The following is a 17,473-nucleotide window of genomic DNA, read 5'->3' as shown; positions in this document are numbered from 1 at the left end:
ATTCTCCTAAGAATTAGAATATAGATAGATGCAGGTTGATATCTGCATCTTTTTTTCTACGTTAGTTTATACGTTTTTCGTTATCTATCTGTATTCATTCGATACTGTCAATGTTAAAATGAATGTAACGTAGTTACGGAGGATCACGTATGAATTTAGAACGTATCATTGAAGAGTTTCATCAGGGTCATTCCTTGAATGCATATGAGCTGTTTGGCGCCCACTTTGTGGACGAGGGAGTACGTTTCACAGTGTATGCGCCCCATGCGGAAAACGTATGGGTCGTTGGATCATTTACAAACTGGGATGAAAATCAAATCTTGATGGAGAGAATGAACTTTCAAGGTGTATGGACAATTACTGTACCATCTTTAAATGAGTGGGAAGTTTATAAGTATAAGATTCAAACTAGAACAGGAAATATTCTATATAAAGCTGACCCATTTGCTTTCTATAGTGAAACAAGACCAAATACCGCAAGTAAGCTTGTTGATTTAGGCAAGTTATCTTGGACAGATGAGAAGTGGTTGAATAACCGTAGTCTAAACTTTGATAAGCCAATGAACATTTATGAGTTATATGTTGGTGGATGGAAGCGTAATGGGGAACATCCATATTCGTATGACATGCTTGCGGATGAACTAATTCCATATATTAAAGAGAATGGTTATACACATATTGAACTAATGCCTCTTAGTGAGTATCCGTTTGATGGATCATGGGGATATCAAGTCAGTGGTTACTATTCCTTAACAAGTCGTTATGGAAATCCTAAGGAGTTTAATCGCTTTGTGGACCGTTGCCATGCGGCAGGAATCGGTATCATTATTGACATGGTGCCTGTTCACTTTGTAAAGGATGACTTTGGATTACGTTACTTTGATGGCGAAGCGTTATATGAATATCCAAATGAATACGATGCGAATTCTGAATGGGGTACGATGAACTTTAATTTGTGGAATGAAGAAGTACGTTCGTTCTTGATGTCCTCTGCAGCGTTCTGGGTAAATATGTATCATATGGATGGTATTCGTATCGATGCGGTTTCTAATCTTATTTATTGGGCTGGTAATCGTGATAGAGGTACCAATGATGGTGCTATTTACTTTGTAAAGCGTCTGAACTATTACATGCATAAGGAATTTCCGACTGTCATGATGATTGCGGAGGATAGCTCCGATTTCCCAAATGTAACAGCACCTACAGAAAAGGATGGATTGGGTTTTGACTATAAGTGGGATCTTGGTTGGATGAATGATACGCTGAAGTATTATGGAACGGATCCTATCTATCGTTATTACGATCATCACAAGTTGACTTTCTCAATGGCATACTTCTATAGTGAGAAGTTCTTAATGCCATTTAGTCATGATGAAAATGTACATGGCAAGCATACTGTTATTGACCGTATGTGGGGTGACTATGATGCAAAGTTTGCACAAGCAAAGAATTTGTATGCATACATGTATGCTCATCCTGGTAAGAAGTTAAATTTCATGGGAAATGAGCTTGGCTCTTTCCGTGAATTTGATGAGACACGTCAGATTGACTGGGAATTACTCCAGTATCCAAAACATTATTCCTTTAATCTATTTATTAAAAAGTTAAATGAGTTATATCTAGCGCATGCATGCTTGTATGAAGGTGATTATAGCTATGATGGCTTTAAGTGGATTGATGCGGATAATAATGTACAGAGTGTATATTCCTTCTATCGTAACAGTAAGGATGAATATCTTGTATGTGTATTGAACTTAAGTAATACAACATATGAAAACTTTGAGTTGGAGATGCCACAAAGTGGATACTATAAGGAAATCTTGAACTCAGATGACCAAATTTATGGTGGTAATGGTATGGTTCATCCAAGAGCAATCCGTACTTCTAAGAAGACTGGAAAGAATCTCTTGAAGATGAATCTTGCGCCATTTGCGGCTGTTTGGTTTGTAGCGAAGAAAAACAGAGGTAAGAAATAAAGATGTCAATATTTAATGCGTATTTAGATGATTTTGGAAAGATAACAGTAACGATTGATCGCGGTTTTTATCAGGGTGAATCAAGTCGTTTCCAATTGACGGGAATGGGCGGTTATGTCGAAGAACTATCAATTGAAGGTGTTGAGACACATGATAGTTTTATCTTGTATCGTCTAAAGGGTCTATATGAGCCTAATTTCCGCATGGATTATCAAGTGCGTGAAAGTCATGGTAGATACACACCGCTAGTTGCTAGACTCATTGTAAAGCGTGAACGCTTCAATGCCTTGTATGGATATGAGAAAGATGATTTGGGATCACATTATTCACCAGAACATACATGGTTTAAGGTGTGGGCACCAACAGCTGTTAATGTAACACTGTCATTAGATGTCAGTGGTGTTCAGATATTAAAGGCAATGGAGCCTAGTGAAATGGGTACTTGGTATGTAAAGGTGCCTGGTGACTTTAAACATGCGACATATACATATTTAGTAGAGCGTAATGGTAAAGTAGTGAAGTCACTAGACCCATATGCATATAGTTGTAATGGTAATGCAAAGGCAAGTGCTGTTATTGATTTATCTGAATTAGATAAGATTAAAGATTATCCTTTTGAAGATACAATCACACCTACAGAATCGATTATCTACGAATGTAGTGTTCGTGATATGACAATGCATCCATTTACAGGGACAAAAACACATGGAAAGTTTAGCTCTCTATGTGAGGATGGAACTGAGTATAGGGGTCTACCTACCGGTTTGAACTACATAAAATCCTTGGGTGTAACGCATGTACAGTTCATGCCATTAACAGACTTTAGTACAGTTGATGATTTTAAACCTGAACTTAACTACAACTGGGGATATGACCCTCGTCAGTATCTATCTTTAAAGGGTAGTTTTAGTTCTGATCCAGACCATCCATATGTACGCATGAAAGAGTTTAAGGAACTTGTGGCTTGTCTTCATCGTAATCATCTACGTGTTACATTAGATGTTGTGTTTAATCATGTGTATGATGTTGCGGAAACTGCGTTTGATTGTTTGGTTCCATATTATTATTTCCGTTATAACGAAGAAGGGTATATGTCTAACGGTTCTTATTGTGGTAATGATTTTGCCTCAGAGATGCCGATGGCTTCTAGATACCTAGTTTACGTGATTCGTAATTTAATGCAGATTTATGGTATTGATGGTTTCCGCTTTGACTTAATGGGTATCATTGATGTTGCAACGATGAATAAGATTCGTAATGAAGCGATTCGTAATAACCCAAGTGCACTCATTTATGGTGAAGGTTGGGATATGCCAACGATGTTACAGGGATCGCAAAAAGCAAATATTCATAACCAAGGTGCGATGCCTCATATTGGTCACTTTAACGATTATTTCCGTGATGTAATCAAAGGAAAGACGAGTGAGAGTGAGAAGTATGAACGTGGATATGCGACTGGTAACTGGAATAACGCATTTGCTAGCTTGGCTGCACTAACAGGAAATGTTCTAGATACACCGCATTTTAAGAGATTCTTCTCTCCAGATCAGTCTATCAATGGTTTTGAAACACATGATAATAGTACCGTATGGGATAAGATGCATGCATGTTGTAATAATGAAGATAGAGCGACTCGTATTCGCCGTCAGAAGATGATGATTGCGATTACGATGATTTCACAAGGCGTACCATTTGTACATGCTGGTTTTGAATTCTGTGATACAAAGAAAGATAATCATAACTCCTATAACGCCCCAGATGAAATTAACCGTATGGATTGGGAAAGAATGGAATATTACCAAGAAGTTGTGAAGTATTTCCGCAAAGCGACCGCTTTACGTAGATCGGTAAGTGAATTCTGTCTGAAAACTGCGTTAGAAATCAATGAAAAAGTGAAAGTTTGGGTTGCGGATGACCAGACGGTGTTCTATGATATTGCAGGTTCGAAAGGCAATGCAGAAACGGTTCGTGTCATGATTAATCCATCAACTGGTGATCGCTTCTATCGTCTTGATGAGGAGTGGCAAGTTATCTTTGATGAAAATGGGAATAGCCAAGAAGCTAAATCAAAACATGTATGTGTTCCAGCATTAAGCCTAATCGTATGCAAGAGGTAGAAGATGGGATTATTTGGAAATCTATTCGATAGTGAAAAAAGACACTTTCACCAAGCTGAAGTACTCGCAGATAAAGTTTTGAAATTAGAAGAGACTTATGCGCAGAAATCAGATGATGATTTACGTGAAGTAACAAGACAACTACAAGAAAAAATACAGGCAGGGGCATCTTTAAAAGATGTACTGCCTGATGCTTTTGCGAATGCTCGTGAAGCCGCAAAGCGTGTTCTAAATGAGTTTCCATATCGTGTTCAGGTATTAGGTGGTGTTCTATTACATGAAGGTGATATTGCGGAGATGAAGACTGGTGAAGGTAAGACATTAACAGCTGTTATGCCAATTTACTTACATGCCTTAGCAGGTAAGGGAGCACATGTTGTAACTGTCAATGAGTATCTTGCCAAACGTGATGCGGAATGGATGGGACGTGTATATACGTTCCTTGGTCTAACGGTAGGATGTAACTTACATTCGCTTTCTGAAAGTGAGAAGCGAGAAGCATATGCTTGTGACATTACCTATACAACAAATTCAGAACTTGGCTTTGATTATCTAAGAGATAACATGGTAATGCGTAAGGAACAGCGTGTTTTACGTGGTTTGCATTACGCAGTATTGGATGAGGTTGACTCCATCTTAATCGATGAAGCTAGAACACCTTTAATTATCAGCGGTCCTGGGCCAGTATTAGACCAGCAGTATATTCAGGCTGATCGTTTTGCGAAGAGTTGTAAGAGAGATGTTGATTTTGAGATTGACCGTGAAGACCGTACCGTTGTATTAACGGATGCTGGTTTAAAGAAAGCTGATCGAGCCTTCGGTATTGAAAACATCTATAATGGTGAACATGTAAGCATAGTGCATTATATTCAAAATGCAATGCGTGCTAACTATCTCATGACTAGGGATGTTGAGTATGTAGTGGGTGATGATGAAATTATTCTTGTTGATCAGTTTACTGGTAGAAAGATGGCTGGCCGTGAATTCAGTGATGGATTACATCAGGCAATTCAAGCCAAAGAAAATGTTGGTATCAAGCAAGAAACAATTACACTTGCGACAATTACTTATCAGAACTTCTTCCGTTTATATGACCTGTTAAGTGGTATGACTGGTACGGCAAAGACAGAAGAAGATGAATTCTTGAATACCTATAACATGCGTGTGTATGAGGTGCCTACCAATAGACCTATAGCACGTATTGATGAACCGGATCTAGTATTCAAAGATAGACATGAAAAATATGAGGCAATCGTTAAACATACAAAAGAACTGCATGAAAAGGGACAGCCAGTCTTAATCGGTACATTATCTATCGGTATCAATGAAGCACTCAGTGAAATGTTAAAGAAACAGAATATTCCTCATCATGTATTAAATGCAAAAAATGATGAAAATGAAGCTGAGATTATTGCGAAGGCAGGACAAAAGTTTGCAGTAACAGTTGCGACGAATATGGCTGGTCGTGGTACGGATATTAAGCTTGGAGAAGGTGTTGCACAGCTTGGTGGTCTTGCGGTACTTGGTAGTGAACGTCATGAAGCAAAGCGTATCGATAATCAGTTGCGTGGACGTTCTGGTCGTCAAGGTGATCCAGGCTTCTCTAGATTCTATTGTTCCATGGATGATGATTTGATTGTGGAATATCATACAGACGAAAGTGAAGGCATGATTGAGCGCTTTGAACATGATAAAGAGAATATCAATAAGATGAGAGCACTCATTGACCGCACGCAAGAAAGAGCAGAAGGTCTACACTTTGATACACGTAAAAATACACTTGAATATGACGATGTATTAATGGCACAACGCCATTTGATCTATGACCAACGAGATAAGGTGCTTGATCTTGAGGATATGGAACCACTCGTTTATGAACTTGTGAAGGAGAATGTTTCTGCTGCAATTGAAGGATATTATCAGATTCCAAATAAGAATGATGCAAAGGAGAAACTTGCACAATATTTAAATAGTTTAGGAATTGATGGTAAACAGTATGCAGAGACAATCCACAGAGGATCACAAGAAGAGATTACGGATGCGATTACAGATGTCTACCATAAACAGACTGCAGAGCTTCCACAAGAAGAACTACAGCGAATGGTAAAGTTTATCTTCTTACAGATTCTTGATCGTGAGTGGATTCACCATGTGGATGTGATGGAACATTTGAAGACGAGTGTTCGCTTACGCAGTTATGCGAATGTAAAGCCAATTGACGCATATCGTGAAGAGGGCTTTAATCGCTTCAATGCCATGATGCAGAATATCTCTGAACAGACGGTTTCTACATTGTTGCATATTCAAACAAATATTGAATCAGATATGTAAGCATGATGGAAACTAGAGTACTAATCAAATGGTATTCTGGTTTTTTTGTATGCATGATACTAGAAAATGATATGGTTTTCAGAAATAAAGTCTGTGTAACAGTGAAAAACTTACAAGTACAGATATAAATCATAAAAATAATATTGTTAGGGGGTACTATTTTGTGAAAAAATGGTCTATCATGTTTTTAATAAATGGAGGGAACATAATAATGAAAAGATTGAGTATCTCTTTGGTTACTCTTGTTTTAGCTGCATCTCTTGTTGGCTGTAACAAGGCAACTGAGACAACAACGTCCAGTAAAATGAAGCCTGGTACATATACAGCTTCTACTGCTGGTATGAACGACGATGTTACGGTAGAAGTAGAAGTAACAGAAAATGAAATTAAGTCAGTTAAGGTGACTTCTCACGCTGAAACTCCAGGTATCGGTGGGGAACTTGTTGACAAGGATGGAAAGGTTGTTACAACTGGGGGTGTAGCACCTGTTCAATTAATTCCAGAAGAAATCGTTAAGAATCAAAGCTTATCAGTTGATAATGTGACTGGTGCGACAATTACATCAGGAGCTATTAAGACTGCTGTTAAGGACGCTATCAAACAAGCAGGTGGCGATCCAGATGCATTTAAGAAAGAAGTAACTTACGAAGATAGAAAAGACGTTGAAGCTGACGTAGTCGTAGTAGGTGGCGGTGGAGCTGGTCTTGCGAGTGCTGTTGAACTCTTACAGAATGGTAAGAGTGTAGCAATTATCGAAAAAGCCGGTGAAATCGGTGGTGATACATTAGTTTGTGGTGCGATTTATAATGCACCAGACCCAGCATTACAACAACATGCTGAAATGAGTGATGCTGTAAAGACTACAATTGAGAAGGCTTTAGCTGAAACTCCAATTAATGATCAACATGCAGCATTACAAGCTGAAGTGCAAGCACAATGGGATGCATATAAGGCTGCTGGTAGAACTGATCTATTTGATTCCAAGGAATGGTATGCATTACAGACTTGGATCAATGGTGATAAGGTTGCAAATCTCGATCTTGTTAAGGCATTATGCTATAACGCATTTGGTGGATATGAATGGATCGAATCCATGGGTATGAAATTCCAGGATAAGATTTCACAGGGTGCTGGTTCCTTATGGCAACGTACACATACATCTACAATGAAGATGGGTACAGGCTTTATCTCCGTATACGCTGATATGCTTGAAAAGTATGGCGATAAGGTTACATTATTAACAGAAGCTACAGCTACAAAGCTTGTACTTGATAATAATAAAGTTACGGCTGTTAAGGCTACGGATAACCATACAGGTAAGGAAATTACATTTACAGCTAAGGATGGCGTCGTATTAGCTACTGGTGGTTTCGGTGCTAACGCTAAGATGGTTCAGGAATACAATACAACAGGTAAGTGGCCAGATCTTTCTAAGACAGGCACAACAAACCGTTTCTCAGCATCACAGGGTGATGGTATCACAATGGCTAAGGATGCTGGTGCTTCCTTAACAGATATGGAACAATTACAGCTTCTATATCTAGGTAACTTGGTAGATGGTCAGATTTCTAAGTTCCCAGCACGTGCAGTTAACGGTACAGACCAGATTATCTTTATCAATAAGGAAGGTAAGCGTTTCGTTCGTGAAGACGGTCGTCGTGACCAGATTTGCGGTGGTGTTCTAAATCAAACTGATAAGATGTTCTATATCCTTGAAAGTGGCGATGGTGCTGGTTATAAGGATATCAAGGATCCAGAGTGGAGAAGTGGTGACGGATTCACATTTGAATACCTTGAAAAGAATGGATTCATCATTTACGCTGATACATTAGAAGAACTCGCTAAGAAGTTAGATATGGATCCTGCAACATTACAGGCAACTGTAGATGAATTCAATAAGAGTGTTGAAAGTGGAAGTGATGAATTCGGAAGAACTCTATACTCTACAAAACTCGAGCATGGACCATGGGTTGTAACTCCTCGTCAAGCTTGTGTTCACCATACAATGGGTGGTGTAACAATCGATGCGGAAGCACGTGTACTCAATGAAAAGGGAGAGCCAATCAAGGGCTTATATGCTGCTGGTGAAATTACTGGTGGTATCCACGGTGCAAACCGTTTAGGTGGTAACGCTGTAGTAGATACAGTTGTATTTGGTAAGTTATCTGCTGATACATTACTCGCTGACACAAAATAGTAAGTCATAAGAATTAATAAGTTAAGGTCTGAGTTCGCTCAGACCTTTGTTGTAAACAGGGAGAAATGAATATGAATAAACTTATAAAGGCATTTCTTACATGTACGATTATTTTTTTAGCAGGATGTAATCTATTTCCCGAGAAAAGTAAGAAGCCTGTTATTTATCTATATCCAGAGAACACAACTGAGGTTGATGTAAAAGTAAATCTTGATGGTAAGTTTACCACAACATATCCAAAGTACAATGATGGCTGGAATGTTGTTGCAGAGCCGGATGGAACACTACATGCACTAGATAACAAGGATTCGTATTACTGCTTATTCTGGGAAGGTGTTGTGAATTATACTCCAGACTTTTCAACTGGCTTTGTTGTAAAAGGGTCAAATACAGAAGCTTTCTTGGAAGAAGCACTCACTAAACTAGGATTAAATGATCGTGAGAGAAATGAGTTTATCATTTACTGGTTACCATAATGCAGGAAAATGCCTATAACTTAATCTCTTTCCAGAATGAAAACTATACAGATCACGCTGAATTAGATATTTCACCAAAGCCAGATACAGTGATTCGTGTCATGATGGCTTGGAAACCGTTGCAAGAATCAATAATGATTCAACCGCAAAAGTTAGACGGTGTAGAACGTAAGGGTTTTACAGTGGTTGAATGGGGTGGAACGGAATATAAATAGTAATATTTCTCAAAGATAATACTTCTGTTATACTTAGAAACAAGGAGAATGAATAGATGAAAATAAGAAAGTTTTTACTTGGCTTGATTGCCATGGCACTTCTTTGTGTAATTTCACCTGTACATGCAGAAGAAACGAATGCTGATTTCGATCAGTTTATGCGAAATGAATTCATCCAAATGATGGAAGATGATTATACATCATTACATTTTGCATTAAAGGATTATGAAAAATATGGTATTACAAAACCACAGCCAACGATTGGTGAACCTCCAACTTTAGATAACTCAAAGAGTATCGCAAAAGTAGAGGAGTCTTTAAAGGGATTAGAGAAGTTCAATTATGACGAGTTGTCAGATATACAACAGCATGATTACGATACATATAAGTATTACTTAGAAAGTACTCGTGAACTCTTGAATTATCCAATGTTTGATTTCCAGTTCTTACCAAATCGTGGTATTCAGAGTAATTTAATTACAAACTTTACAGAATTTGTGTTCTACAAGCAAGAAGATATCGATGATTATTTATCTGTATTAGAGAGTGTTCCAGCATATATTGAAGGTGCACTAGAAGTTACGCGTACGCAGGTACAAAATGGTTACTTCATGACAGATGATGCTTTAGATAGTACATTAGATGGAATTGAAAAGTTTGTTGCAAAGACAGACAATAACCCACTCATTCAGATTTTTAATCAGAATGTAGATAAGTTTGAGGGCTTGAGTGAGGAACAGCGTACTGCATATAAGGAAAAGAATCGTGATTTTATCTTAAACACATACATTCCTGAATATCAGAAGCTTGCACAAGAACTTGAAACATTCCGTGGGACACGTACATCATTAAGTTTGTATGATTTACCTGATGGAAAAGAATATTACGCAGCGTTATTACGTTCAAAGTCAAGTTCATCCGCTTCTTTACAAGAATTATTTGAATTAACAGATGAGCAGTTAAAGAAGTTAATTGATGAAGCTAGATCTTTGTATTTGAACGCTAAGAAGAATGATAACTTAGAAGAAGCATTACCAGAGAAGGATCCTACAGAGATTCTAAATACATTACAAGGACATTTACAGGAGTTTCCAGAAGGTCCTGCAGTAACATTTACAGCAAGTTACTTAGATCCATCTGTTGCTAATGATGCGATTGTTGCGTACTACATGCAGCCACCAATTGATGATTTCTCTAACAATGTGATTAAGATTAATGGTGATAATGTAAATTCAACAAATGAAATGTATACTACTTTAGCACACGAAGGTTTCCCTGGACACTTATTCCAGATTACTTGGTATTTGAATACAAATCCAAATCCATTACGTACACAGCTCAGCAATATTGGTTATACAGAAGGTTGGGCAATGTATTGTGAGGATGTTTCTTGGGCATATTCTGAATTAAATGATGGTGCAAAGGAAGAAAATCGTATCAATACAAACCTAAACTACATCTTACCTGCACAGGCTGATTTCTTAGTAAATGGCATGGGATGGGATGAGAAGAAGTTAGGAAAGTATTATGAATCATTAGGATTAAATGCTTCTGCAGCTTCAAATGTTATTTCAACTGTAACACAAGAGCCTGGTTCTATCGTGCCTTATGGTATTGGTTTAACATACTATCTTCACTTCCGTGATCAAGCGCAGGCTGCTCTTGGAAAGAAGTACGATGTAGTAGAATTCAATCGTATGTTACTAACACATGGTGATCGTCCATTCGATATCGTACAGAAGGATCTAGAGAAATATCTTGAAGCTAGTGGTGCTAGTGCTACAACTCCTAGTTCTAACAAACCATTTGTTAATCCAGGTAAGATTGGTCTTTGGGTATCGTTAGCAGCTACAGTGTTAATTTTAGTTGTTGTTTTCGTTCGCAAGAGAAGAGAAAATAACTATCAATAAAATAGTGAAAAATCATACCGAAGTGGTATGATTTTTTATATAAGAGGAGCAAGTACTAAAATGGATAACCAATGGACAGAATGGTTGCATCAAGAATGGAAAAAAGAATATTTCTTGGAGTTATCGAAGTTTTTGAAAAATGCCTATGAAACAAAAGAAATATATCCACCTAAGCAGCAGGTTTTTTCCGCATTTCAGCACTGCGATTATTCGGATATTAAAGTAGTTATTCTTGGCCAAGATCCATATCATCAAAAAGGCCAGGCACATGGTTTGTGTTTCTCAGTTAACCCGGGGGTGAAGATACCACCGAGTCTTTTAAATATGTATAAGGAATTACAAACAGAATATGGCTATCCAATTCCAAATAACGGGTATCTTGTACCATGGGCAAAGCAAGGCGTATTTCTGTTGAATACGGTGATGACGGTAGAAGATTCTCATCCACAAAGTCATGCTGGCATGGGGTGGGAAATATTCACTGACCATGTGATTCAAAAAATCAATGAAAAGAAAGAGCCGGTGGTCTTCCTGTTGTGGGGAAGAGCGGCTAGAAATAAAGCATGCATGATTGATAAAACGAAGCATCTTGTTTTAGAGGCAGCACATCCATCACCTTTATCTGCATACAATGGTTTCTTTGGATGTAATCACTTCAAAAAAGCAAATGAATTTCTAGAGAAAAACAACCGTAAGGGGATTGATTGGCAGATTAAAGATATTTGAGATTTTCATCAAAAAAATTGAATAAAAAAACGAGATATTTTACATATGGTAATGTTCTGATTATCAATATTAGTTTATAATGTAAGCGTATCCATAGTTTTGATTAAGGAGGACTTTATGAGATCTAATGCAATGGTTGCGATGATTCTTGCCGGTGGCCGCGGAAGCCGTCTGCATGACTTGACGAAGAAAGTCGCAAAGCCTGCAGTGCATTTTGGAGGAAAGTATAGAATTATTGATTTTCCACTGAGTAATTGCGCAAATTCAGGAATTAACACAGTAGGTGTATTAACACAATATGAATCCGTTTTATTAAATGCTTATGTCGCAAAAGACCAGTTCTGGGGCCTTGATACAAATGATGGTGGTGTATTCGTTCTTCCACCACGTGAAAGAGATCAGAAAGGTTTTGAAGTATATCGTGGAACAGCAGACGCAATCACACAGAATATTGACTTCTTAGATAGTATTGAACCAGAATATGTACTTATATTATCTGGTGACCATATCTATAAGATGAACTATGAGAAGATGTTAAAGCATCATATCGCAAAGGGCGCTGATGCGACAATCGCTGTATTGCAGGTGCCAATGAAGGAAGCTTCTAGATTTGGTATCATGAATTGCGATAAGAATGATATGGTTCAGGAATTTGAGGAGAAGCCTGCGCATCCAAAGAGTAATTTAGCTTCCATGGGCATTTACATCTTTACGTATAAGACACTACGTAAATACTTACTTGAAGATGATAAGAATGAACAGTCCTCACATGACTTTGGCAAGGATATCATTCCTGCATACTTAGATGATAATAAAGTTCTAGCAGCATATCGCTTTAAGGGATACTGGAAAGATGTTGGAACAATCGATTCACTTTGGGAATCCAATATGGATCTATTGAAGAATGACAATGCTTTAAACTTAGGTGATCCTGATTGGAAGATTTACACAGAAGATGTTAATGCACTACCACAGTTCATTGGTGAAAATGCGGTTGTACGTAATAGTTACATCACACAGGGTAGTGTAGTATTGGGCAAAGTCAACAATTCCGTCTTAGGTACAAACTCCTTTATTGATGAAGGTGCTGATGTACAGGACTCCGTCATCTTAACAGGCGCTAAGATTGGTGCAGGTGCGAAAATTACACGTTGTATCGTTGCGGATAATGTAGAAATTGGACCTGGTGTTGTATTAGGTTCAGCAGATAGTGATCATATTGAATTGATTGCTAAGAATGTTACGGAGTAGGAGGAGAAATCATGAAAGCTTTAGGTATTATTTCATTTGAAGATAGTTCCGTTAATATTGAGGGACTTGGTGATTTCCGACCTGTTCCAGCAACAGCGTTCATGGGAAGATATCGTATTATTGACTTCATCCTCAGTAATATGACAAACTCAGGTATCGATAGCGTTCAAGTTTACTGTAAAGAAAAGCCACGTAATCTCATCGAACACTTAGGGGATGGACGTCATTACAACATCAACTCCAAACGTGGTAAATTACGTATCTTATTTGGTGAAAAGACATTCTCTTCGCCTGTATATAATCATGATATTGCAAACTATATCTTGAACATGCAGTACATTGAGAAAGATAAGAATCCATATGTTGTTATCGCACCAAGTTATTTCATCTATGATATTGACTTTAGTGAAGTATTAGATGCACATATCGAAAGTGGTGCAGATATTACAGCACTCTATACAAATACATCAGATGCTAAGACAGCATTCCATGAATGTGATACATTCACAATGGATAAGGATAAGAGAGTTCTTTCTATTGATAAGAATCGCGGTAAATACAAAACACGTTCTGTTTCCTTAGAAGCATATGTGATGAGAAAGGACTTGTTTATTACATTAGTTAAGACAGGTGCAGAAATTTCATCACTCTACTGGTTCAAGGATGTATTACGTGAAGTAGTAAATGAAGTAGATATTCGTGGATATGCAGTAAAGGGATTTGTTGCATGTATCAATAATCAAAAAGAATACTATCGTCTTAACATGTTGTTGAAGGATTACAAGGTTGCCTTTAACTTATTCAAGTCAAATTGGCCAATCTATACGCATACAAATAACTCTAGTCCATCCATATTTGGAGAAGATTCAGATGTTAGCGCTAGTGTTGTTGCGAATGGTTGTGGAATTGAAGGCACCGTTAAGAATTCCATTATCAGTAGAAATGTTAAGGTTGGTAGAGATGCAGTGATTGAGAATAGTATCGTATTACCAGGTGCTGTTATTGGTGAGGGTGTTCACCTTGATCATGTCATTGTTGATAAGTACGCAACAATCCATAAAGTAAAAGAACTTGTTGGAACAGAAGATAATCTGATTTACGTAAAGCGTAGAGATTGTATCTAGGAAGCGAGGAGTATTCAATGAGCAGATCTGTATTGTTTGTAGCAGGCGAAGGCTTACCGTTTATTAAAACTGGAGGTCTAGCAGATGTTATCGGTAGTTTACCAAGAACATTAGCGAAGCGTGGACATGATGTACGTGTTGCCTTGCCTTTATACAAAAAAATTATTGAGAAACATTATGATAAGCTAGAAAGACTTGGTACAATTCAAGTTCGTTCTGGATGGATTGACCAACCAGCAACGTTCTATCGTTGTGATGTAGATGGAGTAATGTATTACTTTGTTGAACATCAAGGATATTTCGAAAGAGATGGTCTATATGGTTATGAGGATGATGGCGAAAGATTTGCCTTCTTCCAACGTGCTGTATTAGATATGATTTATTTTATCAACTGGTGGCCAAATATCATTCATGAAAATGACTGGCAGACGGGCATGATGCCTTTAATGGCACATGCATGTTATGCGGATGACTATCGTTATCAACAAATCAAGCACGTCTATACAATTCACAACTTGGCATTCCAAGGTAACTTTGGTGTTGAAATGATGGAGAGTTGTCTAGGACTTGATTACAGTTATTTCGATAATGGTTCCATTAAATTTGATACAGGTATCAGCTTTATGAAGGCTGCGATTGTATACGCAGATAAGATTACAACAGTATCTCCAACATACGCTGAAGAGATTTTGACACAAACCTATGGTGAACGTATGGATTCTGTATTACGTTATCGCCGTGGGGACCTTTGGGGTATTGTAAATGGTATTGATACTGTAGATTGGAATCCAAAGACGGATAAGCATCTTGCGAAGAATTTCGATATTCGAAACTATGTTTCTGGTAAGAAGGAAAACAAGAAGGCTCTACAGGAAACACTTGGCTTAGAGGTGAAGAGCGATGTTGCGCTCATCGGTATTGTATCTCGACTAACAGAACAAAAGGGCATGTATATGGTCACAGAGAAGTTACGTGAGATTATGGACCAGAATGTTCAGTTTGTTGTGCTTGGTACAGGTGAAGCAAACGCAGAGAATGCATTTAAGTGGTTAGAGTCTGAATATAAAGGTAGAGCAGTATACTATTGCGGATATAACGAAGATCTTGCCCACCTTATCTATGCGGGTTGTGATATGTTCTTTATGCCTTCCATCTATGAACCATGTGGAATTGGTCAGCTAATTGCCATGCATTATGGTACACTTCCAATCGTACGTGAAACTGGTGGTCTAAAGGATACAGTGCATCCATATAACCAATATACAGGGGAAGGAAACGGCTTTAGTTTCTGGGCAGCAAATCCAAATGACATGATGTACACACTACGTTATGCATTAGAACAGTATTACAACAATAAGACTGGTTGGAAGGGTTTAGTGAAGAGTGCAATGAATACTGATGTAAGTTGGGATCAAAGCGCAAATCAGTACGAACAGTTGTATTACTCAATTTGTAACTGGGACTAAGTATTTACTGATATACAAATAGTAGAGGCAGGATTTATATCCTGCCTCTTTGGTGGTTTAGAATGATATTGTTTTATTAAAGTTCAATTGACTTGCGTCATTATGTTGAATTACAAGAATAATTTTATCTTGCTTGGATGCTAGATGATTTAAGTACGAATAGAATTTATCTCTTGTTTCTGTATCTAGTTCAGCATCTACTTCATCAATTAAAATCAAAGATACTTTCTCTTCTAAGGTCATTAACTTTGATAACAATACTTTCTTCTTCTCACCGCCTGAAAGTTCACTTTCATTGATGTGGTGTAGATTAGACATTTGTAATCTAGAAAGTATTTGATCTACTGTGTCGGAATTGAGAGTAGAATGAGAAATTTCCTCTAAGTATTTTTCGATTGATGTATTCAATACAGGCTCATGTTGGCTGATATAAGCGATGTTCTCATAATAAGAAGATATGCTGTATAAATCGATTTTTTCATTGTTGATGAGTACTTCTCCTGATGTAGGAGAATATTGATTCAATAGAATTCGAAATAGTGTTGTTTTACCAATACCATTTGTTCCTTTGACCAGGGCGAAATCACCTTTCAGTAATTTAAGAGAAAAGTGATCGAGAACATTTTTTGATTTATCTGGATATGAGAAAGAGATGTCTTTTAATTCAATTGAAGTAATATCGGTGATAAGCTTATCACCAGTCAGTGCAGGTAAATTTCGAATGTCAGAAATATTTGAAAAGCATATCTTATTTCTATTAATCTGTTGGAATAACAGTTCCATTCTCTGTCCTTGCGACATTAGGAAGTTAAATAGAATAATATAGAATGCTAGATTTGGTAATGAGTTTTGATAAACAGGTAGTGATAATAATATTGATAAGATAAATTGCATCAATGAATTATAGTTTTGCGTGAATGTACTGAAGAAATAAATCTTCTTGTCTTCTTTGACGGAAGAGGATATAAAATTTGCTATTCTAGTTTGCGTGATATTTACAAAGTAGGATAGTAGATTATTTGTTTTAATGTATTCAACTTTATCGGTATATTCATGCAGGGTGTTATAGTATTCTTTTAATTTTTGATTTGTGGATGTTGATGATTCTACAATAATTTTTCTAGAGATATACGAAATCATAATTCCTACGATGATTGAGCAGAGTAGAAACAGAGATATAAATAGGTCGATTGTAATAGAAAAAATAAGAAGTAAAATAATTAGCATTGCAGAACAAAGTAATGATGGGATATAGTTTCCTACAACACGGAATATATTCAGAATGTCATTGTACAAAGTATGACTGATTTTTGATGAATCAATATTTTTGTATTGCGTGTTATGGATTGATGTTTGACATTGATGAACTAAATAGGCAATATACTCTCCACCAAATTTATCTAAAGAGATTGACCATAATACATTAATGAATGAAGTACATACTAACAATAGACATAAAATCACTAAGTATTTAATTATCTCTGTTGAACTCGTGGAGATTTGATTTAAAATAAGCCTAAAGTAGATGATGGTTGCTAGATTGACAAGGGATACTAGGACTGTCATTAGGAATGATTTACAGAATGATAGTTTGAATTTCTTTGCGGCTTCTATAAAATATGAAACAATTGCTCAATTTTTAGTGAAAACTCCCTTCTAACGAAAGTGCCCTCTAATTGGGGTG

At 37.2% G+C, this 17,473-nt stretch carries 12 protein-coding genes; 11 read left to right on the top strand and 1 reads right to left on the bottom strand.

The genetic code is table 11. The features are described from left to right. Window positions 1–149: 149 nt before the first annotated feature. The 11 genes from glgB to glgA all read left to right on the top strand — a co-directional run bounded on the left by glgB (window position 150) and on the right by glgA (window position 15,789). On the top strand, window positions 150–1,976 hold the full coding sequence (gene glgB, locus RWM19_RS08500) for a 1,4-alpha-glucan branching protein GlgB (RefSeq protein WP_313985963.1): 1,827 nt from the start codon (window positions 150–152) through the stop codon (window positions 1,974–1,976). 2 nt (window positions 1,977–1,978) lie between these two features. Beyond that, window positions 1,979–4,093: a type I pullulanase gene (gene pulA / locus RWM19_RS08495; RefSeq protein WP_313985961.1), complete on the top strand. Its 2,115-nt coding sequence runs from the start codon at window positions 1,979–1,981 to the stop codon at window positions 4,091–4,093. A 3-nt stretch (window positions 4,094–4,096) separates the two neighbouring features. Continuing rightward, the gene (secA, locus tag RWM19_RS08490; protein WP_313985959.1) at window positions 4,097–6,424 is read left to right on the top strand and encodes a preprotein translocase subunit SecA; all 2,328 of its coding nucleotides are present in this window, start codon (window positions 4,097–4,099) and stop codon (window positions 6,422–6,424) included. Window positions 6,425–6,635: 211 nt separating this feature from the next. Beyond that, window positions 6,636–8,621, top strand: a complete 1,986-nt coding sequence (locus tag RWM19_RS08485) for an FAD-dependent oxidoreductase (RefSeq protein WP_313985956.1) — start codon at window positions 6,636–6,638, stop codon at window positions 8,619–8,621. Window positions 8,622–8,692: 71 nt separating this feature from the next. Beyond that, window positions 8,693–9,097 (top strand): hypothetical protein, encoded by a 405-nt coding sequence (locus RWM19_RS08480; RefSeq protein WP_313985953.1) that lies wholly within the window; start codon window positions 8,693–8,695, stop codon window positions 9,095–9,097. Then, the gene (locus RWM19_RS08475; RefSeq protein ID WP_313985950.1) at window positions 9,097–9,312 is read left to right on the top strand and encodes a hypothetical protein; all 216 of its coding nucleotides are present in this window, start codon (window positions 9,097–9,099) and stop codon (window positions 9,310–9,312) included. The genes RWM19_RS08480 and RWM19_RS08475 overlap by 1 nt, the downstream gene beginning before the upstream one ends. A 56-nt stretch (window positions 9,313–9,368) precedes the next feature. Then, window positions 9,369–11,222, top strand: coding sequence for a DUF885 domain-containing protein (locus RWM19_RS08470; RefSeq protein ID WP_313985947.1), 1,854 nt, complete (start codon window positions 9,369–9,371; stop codon window positions 11,220–11,222). A 60-nt stretch (window positions 11,223–11,282) separates the two neighbouring features. Further along, a complete protein-coding gene (gene ung / locus RWM19_RS08465; protein WP_313985944.1) occupies window positions 11,283–11,948 on the top strand; it encodes a uracil-DNA glycosylase in 666 nt (221 codons plus the stop codon). 117 nt (window positions 11,949–12,065) lie between these two features. Continuing rightward, window positions 12,066–13,199: a glucose-1-phosphate adenylyltransferase gene (locus RWM19_RS08460; RefSeq protein WP_294019886.1), complete on the top strand. Its 1,134-nt coding sequence runs from the start codon at window positions 12,066–12,068 to the stop codon at window positions 13,197–13,199. An 11-nt stretch (window positions 13,200–13,210) separates the two neighbouring features. Then, window positions 13,211–14,323 (top strand): glucose-1-phosphate adenylyltransferase subunit GlgD, encoded by a 1,113-nt coding sequence (glgD, locus tag RWM19_RS08455; protein WP_294019888.1) that lies wholly within the window; start codon window positions 13,211–13,213, stop codon window positions 14,321–14,323. 17 nt (window positions 14,324–14,340) lie between these two features. Then, window positions 14,341–15,789 carry a glycogen synthase GlgA gene (gene glgA, locus RWM19_RS08450; protein WP_313985940.1) on the top strand — a complete coding sequence of 483 codons (1,449 nt, stop codon included), beginning with the start codon at window positions 14,341–14,343 and terminating at the stop codon, window positions 15,787–15,789. A 57-nt stretch (window positions 15,790–15,846) separates the two neighbouring features. On the opposite strand, the gene RWM19_RS08445 is transcribed toward glgA, so the two are convergent. After that, window positions 15,847–16,929 carry an ATP-binding cassette domain-containing protein gene (locus RWM19_RS08445; protein ID WP_313985937.1) on the bottom strand — a complete coding sequence of 361 codons (1,083 nt, stop codon included), beginning with the start codon at window positions 16,927–16,929 and terminating at the stop codon, window positions 15,847–15,849. Between the last annotated feature and the right edge of the window lie 544 nt (window positions 16,930–17,473).

The sequence above is a fragment of the uncultured Solobacterium sp. genome (genome assembly GCF_963517755.1).
In the GTDB taxonomy this organism is placed as follows: domain Bacteria; phylum Bacillota_I; class Bacilli_A; order Erysipelotrichales; family Erysipelotrichaceae; genus Bulleidia.
Note: the sequence above shows the minus strand (reverse complement) of the source record. Positions and strands in the feature narration are given on the sequence as shown.